9 protein-coding genes are annotated in these 19,487 nt (G+C 64.1%); 7 read left to right on the forward strand and 2 right to left on the reverse strand.

Annotated elements, in window-relative coordinates; all coding sequences use genetic code 11:
- The first annotated feature begins 234 nt into the window (after positions 1–234).
- From WI560_RS03410 to WI560_RS03435, 6 genes are all read left to right on the forward strand, one after another.
- A complete protein-coding gene (locus WI560_RS03410; RefSeq protein WP_028138672.1) occupies positions 235–1,110 on the forward strand; it encodes a branched-chain amino acid ABC transporter permease in 876 nt (291 codons plus the stop codon).
- Between the two features lie 5 nt (positions 1,111–1,115).
- The gene (locus WI560_RS03415; protein WP_375306903.1) at positions 1,116–2,267 is read left to right on the forward strand and encodes a branched-chain amino acid ABC transporter permease; all 1,152 of its coding nucleotides are present in this window, start codon (positions 1,116–1,118) and stop codon (positions 2,265–2,267) included.
- Positions 2,264–3,022: an ABC transporter ATP-binding protein gene (locus WI560_RS03420; RefSeq protein WP_126259595.1), complete on the forward strand. Its 759-nt coding sequence runs from the start codon at positions 2,264–2,266 to the stop codon at positions 3,020–3,022. Before WI560_RS03415 ends, WI560_RS03420 begins: the two co-directional genes overlap by 4 nt.
- Before the next feature lie 3 nt (positions 3,023–3,025).
- Positions 3,026–3,814: an ABC transporter ATP-binding protein gene (locus WI560_RS03425; protein ID WP_028138669.1), complete on the forward strand. Its 789-nt coding sequence runs from the start codon at positions 3,026–3,028 to the stop codon at positions 3,812–3,814.
- A gap of 91 nt (positions 3,815–3,905) precedes the next feature.
- Positions 3,906–5,744, forward strand: coding sequence for an AMP-dependent synthetase/ligase (locus WI560_RS03430; RefSeq protein WP_375306904.1), 1,839 nt, complete (start codon positions 3,906–3,908; stop codon positions 5,742–5,744).
- 141 nt (positions 5,745–5,885) lie between these two features.
- A complete protein-coding gene (locus tag WI560_RS03435; protein WP_257182515.1) occupies positions 5,886–7,085 on the forward strand; it encodes an ABC transporter substrate-binding protein in 1,200 nt (399 codons plus the stop codon).
- Between the two features lie 49 nt (positions 7,086–7,134).
- Here the strand turns inward: WI560_RS03435 and WI560_RS03440 are convergent, their stop codons facing one another.
- The gene (locus tag WI560_RS03440) at positions 7,135–8,259 is read right to left on the reverse strand and encodes a lysozyme inhibitor LprI family protein (protein ID WP_375306905.1); all 1,125 of its coding nucleotides are present in this window, start codon (positions 8,257–8,259) and stop codon (positions 7,135–7,137) included.
- Between the two features lie 113 nt (positions 8,260–8,372).
- Complete coding sequence (locus WI560_RS03445) at positions 8,373–9,104, reverse strand: transglutaminase-like cysteine peptidase (RefSeq protein WP_375306906.1); 732 nt, start codon at positions 9,102–9,104, stop codon at positions 8,373–8,375.
- A gap of 658 nt (positions 9,105–9,762) precedes the next feature.
- Here WI560_RS03445 and WI560_RS03450 point away from each other — a divergent pair.
- A complete protein-coding gene (locus WI560_RS03450; RefSeq protein WP_375306907.1) occupies positions 9,763–19,377 on the forward strand; it encodes a LamG-like jellyroll fold domain-containing protein in 9,615 nt (3,204 codons plus the stop codon).
- Positions 19,378–19,487: the final 110 nt, after the last annotated feature.

Here is a 19,487-nt window from a genome sequence, read left to right on the forward strand (position 1 = left end):
TCCGAAGATGTTTCGGCACGGTGAATCGCGCTGCAGCAAATTCCGTCATCCGGATTGGACTAAAGGCAAGTCACCCCGACAAGTCACCGTTTGTTGACAGCGCTGAGCGGTTCAGGCTGAATTGGTTCCGGACAAATGGCGCTAACGCAGCGAAACGACTGCGTAGCGACTGGACACAAGATGCGGCACGGCGGTCGGGAAGAACCGCCGGTTGCATCGGGAGGACGCGCGTCAATGCTGGATTTCGTTCAGCAGCTGGTCAGCGGTGTTGCGCTCGGCTGCGTCTACGGGCTGATCGCGCTCGGCTTCGTGCTCGTCTACAAGGCCACCGAGGTCGTCAATTTCGCCCAGGGCGATCTGATGATGCTCGGCGGCTTTTTCGCCTTCACCTTCATCGGCATGATGGGCCTAAACTACTGGATCGGCTTTGCCGGTGCGGTGGCCGCGATGGCGCTGTTCGGCATGCTGGCGGAGCGCGTGGTGGTGCGGCCGATCCTCGGCTATCCACAGTTCTCCATCATCATGGCGACCATCGGCCTCGGCTTTTTCCTGCGCTCGATCGCTGGCATGATCTGGGGCACCGACGATCTGAAGATCGAGACCCCGTTCAGCCAGGGCGTGCTGCGGATCGGCTCGCTGGTGCTCGCCTACGATAAGCTGTCGGTGATCGCGGCGACGATGATCCTGTGCACGCTGTTGTGGCTGTTCTTCAACAAGACCACGCTCGGCACCGCGATGCGGGCCAGCTCCGAGAACATGCTGGCGGCCTACTACATGGGCATTCCGGTCAAGCGCGTGGTGTCGATCGTCTGGGCGATCAGCGCGGCGGTGGCGACCTGCGCCGGCGTGCTGCTGGCGCCGATCACCTTCATCCATTCCAATGTCGGCCTCGTGCTCGGCCTTAAGGCTTTTCCGGCCGCGGTGCTCGGCGGCTTCGGCTCGATCCCGGGCGCGGTGGTCGGCGGCGTCCTGATCGGCGTGATCGAGAGCATGGCCGGCTTCTACCTGCCCGAAGGCTGGAAGGATGTCGCGCCCTATCTCGTGCTGCTCGCCGTGCTGCTCCTGAAGCCCGAAGGCCTGTTCGGCCACCACGTCCGCAAGAAGGTCTGAACGCCATGCGCTTCCTGTTCAAGACCGATTACGAGGACGACATCAAGCTGTTCCCGCATTCGGGCTATTGGGTCTCGTACGGCATCCTGCTCGCGCTGCTGCTGATCGCGCCCTATGTGCTCTCCAGCTATCTGATGAGCCAGCTGGTCTTCGTCTGCATCTATGCGATCGTCGGCGTCGCGCTTCTGATCCTGACCGGCTTCACCGGCCAGGCCTCGCTCGGCCACGCTGCGTTCCTCGCCATCGGGGCCTACACCGCCGCATATTTGCAGAAATACAACGTGCCGTTCCCGGTCTACTTCCTGGTCGCCGGCGGCCTGACCGGCATCATCGGTGCGATGGTCGGCTTTCCCGCCCTGCGCCTCACCGGCATCTACCTCGTCATAGCCACCATCTCCTTTGCCCTGATCGTGGAGGAGATCCTGGCGCGCTGGGAGAGCGTCACCCACGGCAACGAGGGCATGCGGGTCAAGACGCTGTCGCTGCTCGGCATCACGGTGCCGCGCGACAGCCCGACCTTCTATTATCTCTGTCTTGCCGTCCTCGTGCTGACCATCGTCGGCGCGCTCAACCTGCTGCGCTCGCCGACCGGACGCGCCTTCGTGGCGATCCGCGACAGCGAGACCGCGGCGCGCAGCATGGGCGTCAATGTCGCACTCTACAAGGTGAAGTCCTTTGCGATCTCGGCGGCGATCACGGGCTTTGCCGGCGTGCTGTTCGCCCACAAGCTCTCCTTCATCTCGCCGGAAATGTTCACGCTGCAGCTCTCGATCGAGTTCATCATCGTGATCCTGATCGGGGGCGCCTTCAGCCTGCACGGCGCGGTGCTGGGCGCGATCTTCATCGTGATGATCGATCCGTTCCTGACCTACCTCAAGGACGACATGCCCGGCGTGATCGCCGGGATCGCGGCGGCCTTCGGCGCCGGCCCGGCCATAGCGGGAGATATCCAGTCGAAGGTCGCGGCGTTCGCCTCGCTCAACGGCCTGAAGGGCGCGATCTACGGCATCATCATCGTGCTGTTCGTGCTGTTCGAGCCGCTCGGCCTCTACGGCCGCTGGCTGAAGATCAAGCTCTTCTTCCAGCTGTTCCCGCTCTACAAGCGCGCCACCTTCAAGCGGCAGAAGATCTACGTGAAGTCGGAGCGCAACCGATGAGCTATTTTCGCGCCGAGAACCTGTCGCTGCATTTCGGCGGCCTCAAGGCCGTCGATGCGGTGTCCTTCGCGCTCGAGAAGGGCGAGATCCTGTCGATCATCGGGCCGAACGGCGCGGGCAAGAGCTCGATCTTCAACCTGATCTCGCGAATCTACCGGCCGACGTCGGGCCGGATCTTCTTCGAGGACCAGGACATCACGGAAGAGGCGCCTTACGACATCGCCAAGCTCGGCATCGCCCGGACCTTCCAGAACATCGAGCTGTTCGAGAATGCGACCGTGCTCTCCAACCTTCTGGTCGGCCGCCATCGGCACTCGACCACGCAGCTCTGGCAGGAGCTGCTGTTCCTGCCGAGCGTGCGGGCCAACGAAAAGGTGCACCGCCGCAGGGTTGAGCAGGTCATCGAGTTCCTCGATCTCGAGCCTTATCGCGACAAGCTGATCTCGGGCCTGCCTTACGGTGTGCGCAAGGTGATCGAGCTGGCACGCGCGCTGTGCTCGGAGCCGAAGCTGATCCTGCTGGACGAACCGTCCTCCGGCCTCAATGTCGAGGAAACCGACGACATGTCGTTCTGGATCCGCGACATGAAGAGCGAGCTCGGCATCACTGTGCTGATGGTCGAGCACGACATGTCGCTGGTCAATCGCGTCTCCGACCGGGTCATTGCGCTGAACTACGGCAGGGTGCTGGCGATGGGCTCGCCCGCCGAAGTGCAGCAGCACCCCGACGTCGTCGCCGCGTATCTGGGAGCCTGACGCATGGATGCTGCGGCGACACCCGATATCATCCTCAAGCTCTCCAACATCGAGAGCTATTACGGACCGATCATGGCGATCCGCGGCATCTCGCTGGAGGTGCCGCGCGGCCGCATCGTCACGCTGCTGGGGGCGAACGGCGCCGGCAAGACCACCGTGCTGAAGACGATCTCCGGCATTCTCGACCCCCAGAAGGGCTCGATCGAATTCCTGGGCAAGCCGATCCAGCGCATGGAGGCGGACCGGATCGTCCGGCTCGGCCTCAGCCATGTGCCGGAGGGGAGGGAGGTGTTCCCGTTCCTGTCGGTACGTGAGAACCTGATGATGGGCGCCTATCCGCGCAAGGACCGTGACGGCGTGGCGGAGGACCTGGAGCGCGTCTACGGCTATTTCCCGCGCTTGAAGGAGCGCATCAACCAGCCGGCCGGCCAGCTCTCCGGCGGCGAGCAGCAGATGCTCGCGATCGGGCGCGCCCTGATGAACCGGCCGACGCTGCTCTTGCTCGACGAGCCCTCGCTCGGCCTGTCGCCGCTGCTGGTGAAGGAGATCTTCACCATCATCCGCCGGGTCAACGAGGAGCAGGGCATGTCGATCCTGCTGGTCGAGCAGAATGCCAAGGTGGCGCTGGAGACGGCGCATTACGGCTACGTGCTGGAGATCGGCCGCATCGTGATGAACGACAGCTGCGACCGCTTGATGCATTCCCAGGACATCCAGGAGTTCTACCTTGGCGCCAAGGAAGCCGGCGCGCGCGGCGAGCGGCGCTGGAAGAAGAAGAAGACGTGGCGGTGAGAAAGCGCCGGCAGTAAGATGGGATTGCCCGCAAGCAAAGACCGCCGGCAAGGCAGGCAGCGGAGGGCAGAGCGACAAGGAGGAGACGCGCATGGCCGGACCGGCGGTGCTGACGGTCGCTGATACGATCGCAAAGAGCTTTTTGCGCGCTGCGGAGACGCGGGGCGATCGGCCGGCTATCCGCGAGAAGAAGTTCGGCATCTGGCAGCCGACCAGCTGGCGGCAATGGCTGGAAATCTCGAAGGAGATCGCCTACGCGCTCCACGCGACCGGCTTCAGGCCCGGCGAGGTCGCCTCCATCATCGCCAACGCCGTCCCGGAATGGGTCCATGCCGACATGGGCATCCTGTGCGCCGGCGGCGTCTCCTCGGGCATCTACCCGACCGATTCCTCGTCCCAGGTCGAATACCTCGTCAACGATTCCGGGACGAAAGTCATCTTCGCCGAGGACGAGGAGCAGCTCGACAAGATTCTCGCCTGCCGCGCGCGCTGTCCGTCCTTGCAGAAGATCATCGTGTTCGACATGGAGGGTCTCAGCGGCTTCTCCGACGACATGGTGATGTCCCTCGACGAATTTTGCGCGCTCGGCCGCAATCACATGGTCGGGCGCGAGGCGCTGTGGCAGGAGATGATCGACAGCCGCGGCGCCGGCGATCTCGCCATCCTCGTCTACACGTCCGGCACGACCGGCCCGCCCAAGGGCGCGATGCACGCCAACCGCAGCGTCACGCACCAGATGCGGCACGCCAACGACTTCATCCCCGCCCGTGAGGACGAGGACAGGCTGATCTTCCTGCCGCTCTGCCACGTCGCCGAGCGCATCGGCGGCTATTACATCTCGGTCGCGCTCGGCTCGGTGATGAATTTCGCCGAGAGCCCGGAGACAGTACCCGACAATCTGCGCGAGGTGCAGCCGACCGTCTTCCTCGCGGTGCCGCGCATCTGGGAGAAGTTCTACTCAGCGATCACCATCGCGCTGAAGGACGCGACGCCGCTGCAGCAATGGGTCTATCGCCGCGCCATCGGCATCGGCTACCGCATGGTCGAGTACAGGCTCGAGGGCAAGCCGCCGCCGCTATCGCTGCGCATCGCCAACGGACTGGCCTATCGCATCGCCTTCCGCAACATCCGCCGCATGATCGGGCTCGACCGCTGCCGCATCGCCTTCACAGGCGCAGCGCCGATCGCGCCGGAGCTGATCCGCTGGTATCTCGCGCTCGGCATCGACGTGCACGAGGTCTACGGCCAGACCGAGAATTGCGGCGTCGCCACCATGATGCCGGCGGAGCGGATCAAGCTCGGCTCGGTCGGCACCGCGGTGCCCTGGGGCGAGGTCGCGCTGTCGCCGGAGGGCGAGATCCTGATCAAGGGCGACTTCCTGTTCATGGGTTATTTGAACCAGCCGGAGAAGACCGCCGAGACCATCGATTCACGCGGCTGGCTGCACACTGGCGACGTCGGCACCATCGACAATGAAGGCTTCGTCCGCATCACCGACCGGATGAAGGACATCATCATCACTTCCGGCGGCAAGAACATCACGCCGTCCGAGATCGAGAATCAGCTCAAGTTCTCGCCCTACATCTCCGATGCCGTCGTGATCGGCGACAAGCGGCCATATCTGACCTGCCTCGTGATGATCGACCAGGAGAATGTCGAGAAATTCGCCCAGGACCACGACATTCCCTTTACCAATTATGCCAGCCTGTGCCGGGCAGTGGAGATTCAGGACTTGATCTGGCGCGAGATCGAGCAGGTCAACGGCAATTTTGCCCGCGTCGAAACCATCAAGAAGTTCTACCTGATCGAGCGCCAACTCACGCCGGAAGACGAGGAGCTGACGCCGACCATGAAGCTGAAGCGCGGCTTCGTGAACAAGCGCTATGCCGCCGAGATCGAAGCGATGTATCGCCAGCGCGCCGTGGCATGACGCATGCGAATGCTCCGGAAGAGTGGAAACCGGTTTTCCGAGAAGGGGCATGCGCAAAGAAGAAAAGTCGCATCTGAGAAAGCGAAGGAGCGACGGCCCCCGCCCTTCGCGTAACACGGGCCTTTAGGAGAGGAGACGTCAATGTCGAAATCGTTCAGCGCGTTCGGCCTTGCTGTGAGTGCAATGGTGCTCACCTGTCTGCCGGCCGCGGCGCAGACCAAGGTCACCAACGAGGGCATCTCGGCGACAGAGATCGTCGTCGGCACCCACCAGGACTTGTCGGGTCCGATCAAGGGATGGGGCGTTCCGGTCTCCAACGGCATGAAGATGGCGGCCGAGGAGATCAACGCGGCCGGCGGCGTCAACGGCCGCAAGATCCGACTGGTCGTCGAGGACAGCGGCTACGATCCGAAGAAGGCCGTGCTGGCTTCGCAGAAGCTGATCGAGCGCGACAAGATCTTCGCGATGGTGGGACCGATGGGATCGCCGACCGTGCTCGCCGCGCAGGACATCCTGTTCGATGCCGGCGTGCTGCAGCTGTTCCCGCTGACGGCGGCCGAGTTCACCTTCAAGTTCGACCCGGCCAAGCCGCAGGAGCGGCTGAAGTTCAACAATCTGCTGCCCTACGTCGAGAGCACCCGGGCCGCGCTGAAATACATGATGGAATGGAAGGGCTTCAAGAAGCCCTGCATCATGCATCAGGACGACGAGTACGGGAAGAACGTGCTCGACGGCTTCAATCAGCAGCTCACCGCCATGAAGGCGCAGCCGGCTTCGATCACGAGCTACAAGCGCGGCGCGTCCGATTTCAGCGCGCAGGTCGCCAAGATGAAGTCCGATGGCTGCGACCTCGTCGTGCTCGGCACCGTGCTCCGCGAGACCATCGGGGCGATGTCCGAAGCCAAGAAGCTCGGCTGGGACGTCACCTTCCTCGGTGCCACCCCCACCAACGTGATGGAGGTTCCTGCGTTGGGCAAGGAAGCCGTCGAGGGTCTCTACGCCGCCAGCGGCTTCGAGATTCCCTATGAGGACACCGCCAAGGGCAAGGTGAAGGACTGGCTCGTCAACTACAAGAAGATGTTCGGCGCCGACGCCAACACGCAGGCCATTATCGGCTACAATGCGATGATGACCTTCGCCTTCTATGCGCAGAAGGCGGGCAAGGACCTCACGGGCCAGAAGATGCTCGATGCGCTGGAATCGGGCGAGAAGTTCCTCGACATCTTCAACTCGCCGCCGACCAAGTTCTCCAAGACCGACCACCTCGCCAACACGATCACCCAGGTGCAGCAGGTCAAGGGCGGCCGCTGGGTGCTGGTGAAGGACAATCTGATGTTCTGATGCTTCTGGCCTCTCCCCGCGAAGAGCGGGGAGAGGGAGAAGAGACACGCTACGATCCCCCGCCCGCTGTCCCCGCATTCACCGGGGCCAGCTCGTCCTCCCGGCAGCGCCAGCCGTCGGCGGCTTTCACGAAAGCAAAGGTCCGCTGGATGCGCAGGCGGCGGGTCACGTTGAACGATTCCGCCGAGCGCCCGTTGTTGGCCGCGCCTGCCTGCGGACGGCCCGTCCTTGCGTCCCAGCAGGTGCCGGTGCAGGTGGTCGCGACCTTGCTGCACATGGTGAAGGGCGCCAGCACGGCCATCTCGATTTCGCCCGTGACCTGCGCCTCCTGCTCGGTCACCTGGCTGTCGAGCGCGTAGACGCGGTTGATGCGCAGGAAATTGCCGCAGGAATTGGCCGCATGGATCCGCGCCGCGCAGAAGTCGATCGCGTCGGTGTCGGGGAGGCGGGCCGCGATTTGCCGGCCGAACGCCTTCCTTGGGTCTCCCTTGGCCGCGCGGATTTCCTCGGTCTTGCGCCTCAGATGATCGGCGAGACAGTCCTCCGCGGTTTCGAGCTCCTGCAGCGGCACGTTCTCCTTGCCGACCAGATTGCATTTGCGATCGCGCTCGCGGGTCCACCTACCATATTCGGCGAAGGCAAAGCGCGCCGCGGTCGGGTCCAGCTTGCCGATCAGGCCGAGCACCTGGCCATTGAGCTCCGTCTCCGCCAGCGCCAGCGACGGGTCCGCACAGATCAGTGCGCCCGCCGCGGTGTTGGCTGCCAGGCAGTCGAAGTCGGGATCGCGCACGATCGCGGCTCGCTCCTCGGTCACCTTGAGCAGGCACGCCTTCACCCGATCGAAATCATCGGCGCGGACGGGACTCTGCCCGACGATGCCGCAGCTGAGATTGCGCTGGCGGATCCAGATCGCGTTCTCCTCGATCGCAGGCAGGCGATCGGGCAGGCGGGCGAGCCGCGCCTCGATCGCCGTGCTCAGCTTCTCGGCGGCGGCCGCGAGCGCGACATCACCGCAGAACAATTGATTGCCGGGGTCGCGAATCTGCTGGCAGTTGTTCTTGGTGAAGAGCGGAAGCTGATCGGCGATGGAGCGGTCGGACGGCGCGGATTGCGCCAAGGCCGGTGCGGCCGGCAATGCCAGGAGCGCAAGCACAGACAGCACGGTGATGCGCATTCTCTTCGTCCCCCGGCACGGCCCCGGCCATGCTAGCGTCACGGATGGCGCGGTGGAATGGCCTTGTGGGGGACCTCTGAGGCGATGTCCGGGCTATGAGTCCGCCGGACCGGTCAACGGACCTCGGCAGCGACCATGGAGAATCGCACAGGCTCGTCGACATATTTCAGCACGCCCGACCGGTCGAGTGCGAACAGCGGCTGGTAGCTGCGCGCAGCGTCGTCCTCGAGCATCGCCATGCGGCGGTTGTCGAGCATCAGCCAGTGGCCGTAAAGCTTTGCCGCGGCGACCGCATGATCTTCACCGGCCCTGAGGTCGCGCACCACGACGATGCGAAGGTCTTCGGCGGCAATTCCGGCCAGCCGCAGCGCGGCCAGCTTGGCGATGGCGTAGTCCTCGCAATCGCCGGTGCCGTTCGCGAAGGTCGCAAGCGGCGAGCTCCAGACGTCGTCGATGCCGTCATTGGCGGCCCGGATGGCCAGGTTGATGGCGCGGTTGGTCTCGCCGAGGCGGGCGCGGCCGTCGCGAGCACGGGCCTGGTCGACGATGGCGAGCAGCTTGAGGGCCGCAGGCGATGCGCAATTGTCCCGGTCGCCGTCGCACAGCGCCAGCTGCACCATGTCGTCGTCGAGCCGGTCCTTCAGCGCAAGCCATTTCTGCCGCAGGCTTCCGGACGAAATGGCGAAGGCGAACACGCCGAACGGCTCGGCGGACTTGCGCACGAGAACGCCGGCTCCCGGCGACAGCAGCGAGCCGGCGCGAAGCTCGGCGGCCGATCCGAAAAGAATCAGTCCGCATAGCACAAGGATTGCGCGCCAGGCGCGCGAGCGAGCAGCGGTCTCCATCTGACATCCCCTTCCCTGGCTTCGCCGGATCCCCCTCGACCTCGACGTGCCGGGCTTTGTTGCTTTCGGGGAGATAGTGCGAGACGGGCCGTTTTGTTCTGCTTAACGCGCCCGGCTGGGGTGGCAAAACCGGGAGACAGGATGAAATGGACCAGTCCAGATTGCGTAAAATTTTACGATTCGCCGGCTAGGAGGTGTCCGGCTGCCGCCAAACGGAGGCAAATGCAGACACAGGTTGTGGGAGGGCCGAATCTGCGCGCGATGGCTAACACCCCCCAATTTCATGGGGTTCTGTTAGTTAGGTCACAGATTTAACTCCGTATTTGCCGCAGGATGTGGCGGGACTTCGCGACGGGAAGATGACATAAGTATCTGCTCCCGAAACTATACAGCAGATTACTTTGGATGACTGGAAATGCGCGCAAAACGGCCGGATTCGACTTCAGAATATTTGACGTATTACTTCCTCTCCTCTTACGAAAGCCGTATCCGTGGGGGCTCCTGAAGCCAAGTGATGCGGAATCACACAAGCAATAGGTGGTATCGCTAAGGACTTGCTAATGCTATGCAAGCTTAGGCAGTTGATACTTACTTAAATTTTAACCCTTTTGACGGTGCCCGGTTGAATTACGCTGGCCAGTTTGACGGCGCGATTTCCTTGGACGGCAAGGGTTTCCGCTCGCCCGGCGATGCCCATGTGGATTCCTTTACGGCGAAAGCGCAGGGTCATGTGCCCGAGGGCGCGTTCGTCGTTCCCGACCCCAACCTGATCTTCAACGGCGAGTTCAAGCGCACAGGCCTCGATCTCGTCCTGTCCCATGAGGGGCACGAGTTCGTCGTTCACGATTATTTCCGGGGCGACAAGCGTGCCGCGCTCGCCTCGCCCGATGGCGCCCACCTCACTGGCGAAATCGTCAGCGCGCTCACCGGCCATGTCCAGGTTGCGCAAGCCGCGCCCGGCGCTGGCGCGGGCCAGGTCATCGGCCACGTCACCAAGCTCGTGGGCAGCGCGACCGCGATCCGCAACGGCGTCTCGGTCATCCTGAACAACGGCGACAACGTCGAGAAGGGCGACGTGGTTTCGACCGGCGCCGATTCGACCCTCGGCATCACCTTCATCGACGGCACCGTGTTCGGCCTGTCCTCGAATGCGCGGATGGTGCTGAACGAAATGGTCTACGACCCCAATGGGTCGAGCAATTCCTCGTTGCTGAGCCTCGTCGCCGGCACCATCACCTTCGTCGCCGGCGAGACCGCCAAGCACGGCGACATGAAGATCGACACCCCGGTCGCCACCATGGGCATCCGCGGCACCGCGGTGCTCACCCAGATCAATTTCGTCGTTCCCGCCGGCGGCGGCGATCCGCAGCCGCAAGCGAGCTTCCAGGTGCTGGTCGAGCCGAACGGCACGACCGGCTCCTACATCCTGTTCGACAAGGTCACGCTGCTGCCGATCGCGACGGTCAACCAGGCCGGACAGATGATCCAGATCAGCGGCGGCAACGTCTCGATCACAAATGCGCTGATGTCGCCGGACGTGCAGAAGCTGATCACCGACGTGTTCACGCTGAAGTTCTCCGACAACAACACCAACACCAAGCTGACCACGAACTTCACCGACACGCTCACGCCGATGAGCCTGGACGTGGTGTTCAAGTCGAGTTCCGGCCCGATCGCGATCGCGACCTTCGTCAACCTCAATCCGCAAGGGCAGGAGGGGCCCAGCACCCCCACGCCGCCCATCGTGCGTATCCCCGGCCAGCCGATCGCGCAGAGCTTCGACGCCAGCGGCATTGTGAAGACGGCGTTCGCGTTGACCGAGCGTGCCGGCGCCACCGGCGCGACGGATGCCGACACGATCTCCGGCCTGATCCGATTCGTCGACCAAAACCTTGGCGACCGGCCGACGGTGAGCATCAGCCTCGCCGAAGCGCCGAACTATGTCTACAAGGACGCCGGCCAGCACGACGTCACCGGCTCGCTCTCCGCGCTCCAGAAGCAGAGCATCGCGGCAACGCAGATCCAGATCAGCGTCGTCTCCGATCCCGGTAACAATAACAACGGCTCGGCGGTCTGGACCTACACGATCCCCGACAAGGTCTTCGATTTCCTTGCCGCCGGCGAAACCGTGACCCTGACCTACATGGTCCGCGTCGACACCAATTTCGCAGTGAGCCCCGAATCGGCGTTCATCCCCATCACCATCACGATCACGGGGACCAACGACAAGCCGGTGATCACCACCGATGTCCCGATCATCACCTTCGAGGGCGGCACCAGCGTGCCGGGTGGCCCGCTCACCAGCGAGGTTCCGACGTCGGGCACGCTGAATTTCAACGACGTCGACCTCACCGACAAGCATACCGTGTCGGTGGCGCTGACCAGTGCGACGCTGCCTGATGGCAGCGTGCCGCCGGGGCCGCTTGCAGCGTTCCAGAGCGCGATGTCCGTCGCGATCGCGGCCGGCGCCGACAGCACCGGGGACGGCACCGGCACCATCAACTGGTCGCTGGCCGATCTGCCGGTCTATCTCGCCGATTTTATCCCCCAGGGCGCGGTGCTGACGCTGGTCTACACCGTGACGCTCACGGACTCGCAAGGCGGGTCCTCGCAGCAAACCATCACCGTCACGATCACCGGCACCGATGCGCCTGCCGTGGTGTGGATCGCGACCGAGGAACCCGGCGCTCCCTCCGGCGGCCTCTGGCAGGACGCGGGCAACTGGGCCACCGGCACGGTCCCGACCGACCAGGACGACGTCATCGTCATCACCGATCAGCTCCACGGCCTGACCCCGTCCTATCCGGTGACGATCGACGTGGCGGCCTTCGCCAAGTCGTTGACGCTCGACGACTACGACACCACGCCGGGCCACAAGGTGCCCGAGGTGATCAACAACAGCACGCTGACCATCGGCGGCAAGCTCACCCTGAATGCCGACGCGAAGTTCACCAACTCGCTCGGAGGCCACGTCACCGTCGGCGGCGCGATCGACGTCGAGACAATCACCCGGACATCCGGCGTGGTCGTCACCAACACCAGCACGATCACGAATGCGGGCACGCTGACGCTGCAAGCAGGCGGTACGATCGACACGCTGACCGCCGTCGCCAATTCCGGCCTGATCGATTTGACCGGCGGCACGCTGGTGCTGAAGAGCGATGTCGCCAATGCTGGCGGCACCATCCAGACCGATGCCGGTGCGACGCTGATCGTCGACGGTGCGACGGTCGATGGCGGCACGCTTGTCATTCTCGGCACGCTGGAATCGACCGGCATCAGCGCCATCGATGATGCCGATATCACGATCGCCAGCACCGGCATGCTGTCCGTCACCAGCGGCACGCTGACGATCGATCCGGCTACGATCCATGCCGTCACCAATCATGGCTTGATCGAGGCGGTGACCGGCGGCACGCTGAAGCTGACGGCTGCCATCATCGGCAATACCGGCGGGACGATCTCGGTCGATGACGCCTCAACACTCTATCTGGCCGGTGTCTCGATCAATGGCGGCAGCCTGAGCAATGCCGGCAATCTCTACAGCGTCTCGGGCAGCAACACGATCACAGGCGCCGTGACCAACACCGGCACGATCGAAGTCCAGGCCGGCACGCTGAATCTGTCCGGCGGTGTCACCGGCGTCGGCACGCTAATCGTGGACGACGGCGCGACGCTCGCGCTGGGCGGCGCGGATGCGCAGACCGTCACCTTCGCCGGCGGCCTTAATACGCTCCAGCTCGATGCCACGAGCCATGACTTCACCGGCACCATCACAGTTGAGGCCTCGACCGGCGGCACCCTCACGGTCACGGGTGATGCCGATATCAACTCGTTGCAAGGCGATGCGCTCGATGTCACCGCATCGGGTGGGACCAGCGGCAATCGCGCCAATATCGTTCTGAACCCGACCGGTGCGCTGACCGGCGCGGCAAATGGCCTCGTCGTCACCCAGAACGGCTTCGGCGACATCACGCTGACCGCGACGGGCGACATCACCGGCCTCGCCGGCCACGGCATCTGGCTGAGCGACGGGACGACCGGCTCCGGCGACATCACGGTCAACAATGTCACCGGCAAGGCGACCGGCAATGGCGCGAATTCGGTCGGCGTGCTGGTCGAGAATTCGAACGCCGCCAACGACGGTGACATCTCGGTTACCCAGCTCGGCGGCGCCGGTGGCGGCGCATACGGTATCGACGCGGTCACGCAGGGCGACGGCGACATCACCATCGACGCCGGCGGCGCGATCACGGGCAGCTCGGTCTACGGCATCCGGTCGCGCAGCTATGGCAGCGGCAACCAGACTGTCACGACGGAGGCGGGCAGCCTCATCACCTCGGGCAGCTCCGGTATCGTCGCCGTCAATCGTGCGGCCTTGCTCGACGCCGCGGCCGGCAGCACCATTACGGTCAACGCCCACGGCACGATCAATTCCGGCAGCAGCCCGAACCTGGCCGGCAATGCGCCGGCCGGCATCGAGGCCGGCTATACCGGTGCCACGAACGGCACCAGTGCGAACACGCTGGTCAATGCCACCGTGATCGTCAACAATTACGCCGACATCACCGCCGCGGCCGGCCTTGGCATCAACGCCTATAACTACGGAAACGGCGGCGTCACGGTGAACAGCTTCGCCGGGACGGCGATTTCGGTTTCGGGCGCCCAGAGCATCGGAATCAACGCCGCGGCCTTGAGCGGCGGCGCGGGCGACGTGACGGTCACGCTCGGCGAGGACGTCACGATCTCGGGTGCGACGAGCTACGGCATCAGGGCCTTTAGCCTCGATGCCGGCGATATCACGGTCACCCTGGCGGATGGCGACAATATTACCTCGAGCAGCTCGGGCATCGTCGCCGTCAATTACGCCGTCGCGATCGCGGCCGCCGTGGGCAGCACGATTTCGGTCGAGGCGCACGGCGCTATCCATTCCGGCTCGACCCTGAACAACGACGGCACCACGCCGGGCGGGATCATCGCCGGCTACAAGCCTGGCGGCACCGGCGCTTTCTCGAGCGCAGTCAACGGCGATGTCATCGTCACCAGCGATGCGACGATCACAGCCGACGCAGGTTACGGCATCGAGGCGTTCACCTGGGGCGCCGGTAACGTCACGGTCACGACCGGCGAGAATTCGGATATTGACGCCGCAGGCATCGCGATCGGCGCGTTCGATCACGGCGGGGGTGACGTCAGCGTCACCAACAATGGCTCCGCCACTGGATCGGTCGGCGTAGCGGCTCTTGCGACTGGCGGCGGCGATGTCACCATCGTCAATCACGGCGATATCACCAGCACCAGCCTGGCCGGCATCAGCGTCACCCAGAACGCGGTGGACGCGACCGGATCGACACACATCACCAATTCCGGCTCGATTGCGGCCGCGACCGGTCACGCGGCGATCTACATTCAGGGGAATGCGACCGGCACGGTGACGATCGACAATTCCGGCACGATCGGGCCCGACGATGCAGGCGCGGTGACCTCGACGACGTATGCGATCGTCGAGACCGGCGGCTCCGTCACGATCAACAATTCCGGCGACATCAACGGCAACATTTCGGTTGCCACCGCCACCTTCAACAATCAGGCGGGGGGCATCTGGACCGTCTCCGGCACCAGCGTCTTCGGCAATGCGTCCTCGATCGTCAATGCGGGTGACATCGACCTGCTCAATGGGGCCTGGATTACCGGCAGCGGCCTGAGCATCGTCAATTCACATGAGATCGACAGCTGGGGAACGGCGAAGATTTCCGGCGCGATCACCAACACCGGTACCATCGAAGTCAACGACGGCACCCTCACGCTGTTCGGCTCGCTGTCCGGCACGGGATCGGTTACCGTACACGACGGCGCGCTCTTGAAGCTTGAGGGCACGGTCACGCAAACGATCACGCTCGCCGGCGACGGCGCTGCGCTTCGGATCGACACGGCGACCTTTGGCGGATCGATTGCGCAACTGTCCGCCGACGACACGATCGACCTGTCCACCATCAAGTACGGCGTCGGCACCAGCGCGGTCTATGTCGCCAACGCCGATCCCTCGACCGGCGGCGTGCTGACGGTCACCGATGCCGACGGCAACCACATCAGCCTCAACCTGACCGGGGCTGACTACAGCAACGGGCATTTCGCCGGCAGCAGCGACGGCCATGGCGGCACCCTGATCACGTTCAACGCGAACGATGATGCGCCGAACTTCGCCGCGGCCGAGGCGTCACCGACCGTGAGCTTCTCCGAGCTCGCGGATACCACCGGCTCCGCGGCGCTCGACCCGGTCTCGGGCGGGACAGGTACGATCCACTTCACCGATATCGACCTGACCGACCGGCCGACGGCGACGATCTCCGGCCAGGCCACGACATGGCTCGATGCTGATCACACCACGCAGCTGACGCTGACGGCGGGACAGGAAAGCGCCCTCGAGCAGGCTCTGACGATTCAGCAGGCGGGCAACAAGAACAACGGCGCGATCGCCTGGAGCTATTCCATCGCCGACAGTGCCCTGGACTTCCTCGGCGAAGGTCAGACCGCGACCGTGGTGTCGACCATCACCCTCGATGACCACAAGGGCGGGACCGACACCGCCGAGGTCACCGTCACCATCACCGGCACGAACGACGCGCCGGCCATCTCCTATGCCACGTCGGACCACATGGACTTCGACGGCCGGACCATCGCCGTCGGCGAGGTGCCGACGGTTGCGTCCGATGGCGTGACGCTGGATGGCCGGCTGAACTGGAACGGAGGCGCTGCGCCCGGCGGCCAGGTCTTGTTCTACAACGGCAATACCTCGACGGCCGGTTTCGGTCTGATCGGAACGGTCGTCAGCGGCCATCTGGAGATCGAGATCCTCGAAGGGGGCGTCGATATCCTGGATACCGGCTTCGCGCTTCCCGCGGGGGAATGGCATAACCTCGCCTTGACGCGCCACCAAGGCACCTACACGCTCTATGTCGATGGCAACGCCGTCTATTCCCACAGTGGAAGCGCGAACGCGGTCGGTAGCGGTCAGGATCCGTCCTACATGATGATCGGGGCGGCGAGCGACAGGTACGCCCCAGGCTTCGGGGAGCAAGGTTTCACGGGCTCGATCGCCGATGTCAGCGTCTGGACCACCGCGCTCACGCAGCAGCAGATCCAGTCGATCGACTTCACCGCGCTCACCGGCAACGAGGCCAATCTGGCTGCGTATTACCAGTTCGGCGGCAGCAGCGGGACCACGGTCGCCAATAAGGTCAATGCCGGCCAAAGCCTCGGCATCGACCTTGCCGATCTCATGGAAACCAACGCCGGGCTGCAAACGCATGGCGTGCTGACACTCTCCGACGTCGACTCGACCGATCACGTCACGGTGTCGGTTAGCGAAGTGCAGGTCATCTTCGAAGGTGTGAACCAACCCGGCACCGTCGGCGGGCTGTCGCACGAGACGTTGTTGGGTTATCTCTCCGTTCCCGGCGATATCATGAACGGCACGGCTTCCGGCGCCCCGTTCACGTGGCAGTTCAATTCGGGCAGCCAGACCTTCGATTTCCTCGCCGCCGGGCAGACGCTGTCGCTGCAATACACGATCGTTCCGAGCGACGGGCACGCCGCGACCGGCACCGGCAATGGCGATGTCACCGTCACCATCGTGGGCAGCAACGACGCGCCGACGCTGAATAACTCGACGCTCGGCGCGATCAGCGAAGATGCCACTGCTCCCGCCGGGTCCAGCGTCGGGGCGCTCTTTGCCGCCGGATTCCACGATGCCGATGCGGGCGCGAGCTTCAAGGCCGTCGCCGTCACGGCCTCCCATGCAACCGCCGCGGAAGGCGTCTGGCAGTACCAGGTTGCCGGTAGCAATCAATGGACAGATATCGCGGGTGTCAGCGACAGCAGCGCGCTCCTGCTTGCCACCGACACGCTGATCCGCTTCGTGCCGGCCGCAAATTTCAGTGGCGCGCCGGGTAGCCTCGACGTGCATGCCCTGGATGATACCTATGGCGGCAATGTCACGACGCCCGTCCTGATCGATATCACGTCGCCCTCGATCGGCTCCAGCGTCTCAGCGGCGGCGACGCTGAGCACGGAAGTGACCCCCGTGGCCGATGCGCCGGCGTTCAACATCGACCATACGCCGATCGCGGATGTGGGAGAGTTCCTGGTCAACACCACGACCGCGAACGACCAGACTTACAGCGCGATCGGCGCGCTCTCGGACGGCGGCTACGTTATCGCTTGGGTGTCGCAGGGGCAGGACGGCGACGGCGCCGGCATCTACGCTCAGCACTATGCCAGCTCCGGCGCAAAGATCGGGGGCGAGTTCCGTGTCAACACGGCGACGGCGGGCAATCAGTCGAGCCCGTATGTCGTCGGGCTGGAGGGCGGAGGGTTCGTCGTGAGCTGGACCTCCGGCAGCGACAACGGGGCAACCATCCACCTGCAGCGCTTTGATTCCTCGGGTTCGCCGGCAGGCGGCGAGGTCTCCCTCGCCGGATATGGCGAGAACGCGACGCTTGCCGCGCTGTCGAACGGCGGCTTCGTCATCACCTACGTCACGTCCGACGCCAGCGCGTCAGGCACTTACGGGATCGTCTACGATTCCAGCGGGGTCCCGACGTCCGGACCTTTCTTGATCAATACTGAGACAGTCAGCCAGCAGCAGGGTGATTCCGTCGCCGGGACCGCCGATGGCGGCTTCGTGGCGTCTTGGCATTCCTATGGTCAGGACGAGGGATCGGGCAGCTGGGGCGTCTACTTCCAGCGGTTCGATGCGCAAGGTAACAAGCTCGGCGGAGAGGTGCAGGTCAACACCAACACCGTAGGCGATCAATATGGCGGCGAACTCGCCGTCCTGAAGGACGGATCGATCGTCGTATCGTACACTGACGCGAACACGCTCGTGCTGAGGCATTTCAGTTCGACCGGTGCGCCAATCGGCAACGAGGTGAGCATCTCGGATGCGACCACTGCTACCTTGCAAGCCCTGCCGGACGGCGGCTTCCTCGTTACCTATCAGGGCCATGACGCTCCCGGGAGCCTCGGACTTCTGGGGCAGCGCTTTGATGCATCGTTGCACTCGGTCGGCTCGTCGTTCGTCATCAACGAGACCACGAACGGCGACCAGCTGTTCCTGGCCGATCGCTCCAATCCGACCGCCGTGACTTCGGACGGCAAGATCGTCTCGACCTGGTTCTCCCCGGGCGACGGTGGCAACGACGTCGAAGCGCGCGTGTTCGCGGTGCCTGGATTTGGCTCCAACAGTCCGATCAAGCTGCCGGCCATCACTGCGGCGGCGGTCGATAGCGACGGGTCCGAAACGCTCCTGATCAAGCTCTCGGGCTATCCGGCTGGCGCGACCTTCTCGGTCGGTCATGCTGGAACCGGCGCTGATGCCGGCCAGTGGCTGATCGGGGCGGCAGAAATCGCATCGCTGGCGGCCTCGGGACTGACGATGACTGCCCCGGCCGGGTACCACGGCGAGTTCAACCTGCACGTCGGCGTCACCGTCATCGACTCCGCTAACGGCCTTGGCGGGCCGCTGACGGACACCTATACGATAACCGAGGATGTGGTCGTTAAAGCCGGCGGCGGGCCTGTCATCGATACCTCCGGCTTCCAGGTCGAGCACATCATCGAGAACAGCAACGACATCATCACCGACCTCGTCGTCATCGACACCGATTCGGGCGCGGCGGCGGATACGTTCACCGTCACGCTCTCGACCGCGCACCCGGATGTCAGCAGCGTCGATGTCTATCCGGTGTCCGGCTCACTCGCTCAGATCAACACGGGGCTCGCGAGCGGCGCTGGCATCGCCTACGATCCCGTCGGCGCCAGCGCCGATGAGTTCCCCGTGCCGCCCGCGACCGACCAGATCACACTGACCGTGGCCGACTCGGCGGGTCATTACGACACCGTCAACTTCATCTTCGTCGAGGGTGCCGACAGCCAGGGCATCACCCTCCAGGGCACCAGCGGCAAGGACGTCATTTTCGCGACCGAGTCGAGCGACACCTTGATCGGTGGCGGCGCGAAAGACCAGTTCGTGTTCGCGCCGACGTCGTCGCAGGACCCGATCCAGCACGCGGTGAGCGATTTCGAGACCGGGCTCGACAAGATCGACCTGCGGCAGTTCACCAACATCACGTCGTGGACGCAAGTCTCCGCGCTCACGGAGCAGCAGGGCGACGATACCCTGCTCACGCTCGATGCCAATGACAAGATCCTCCTGAAGAATGTTGTTGCCGGCAATCTCCACGCCAGTGATTTCATCCTTCATGTGAGTTAGAGCGACGCCTCTGCGGGGACGCGGCTCTTCTTTGCGCCTCGACCGCGGTAAAAAATCCCTGTCCTTTGCTGCCGAAGCGATGGCCATTTGCGTCCTGGCGATCCAAGATT

Source organism: Bradyrhizobium sp. A11 (genome assembly GCF_042077125.1).
Lineage (GTDB): Bacteria > Pseudomonadota > Alphaproteobacteria > Rhizobiales > Xanthobacteraceae > Bradyrhizobium > Bradyrhizobium japonicum_B.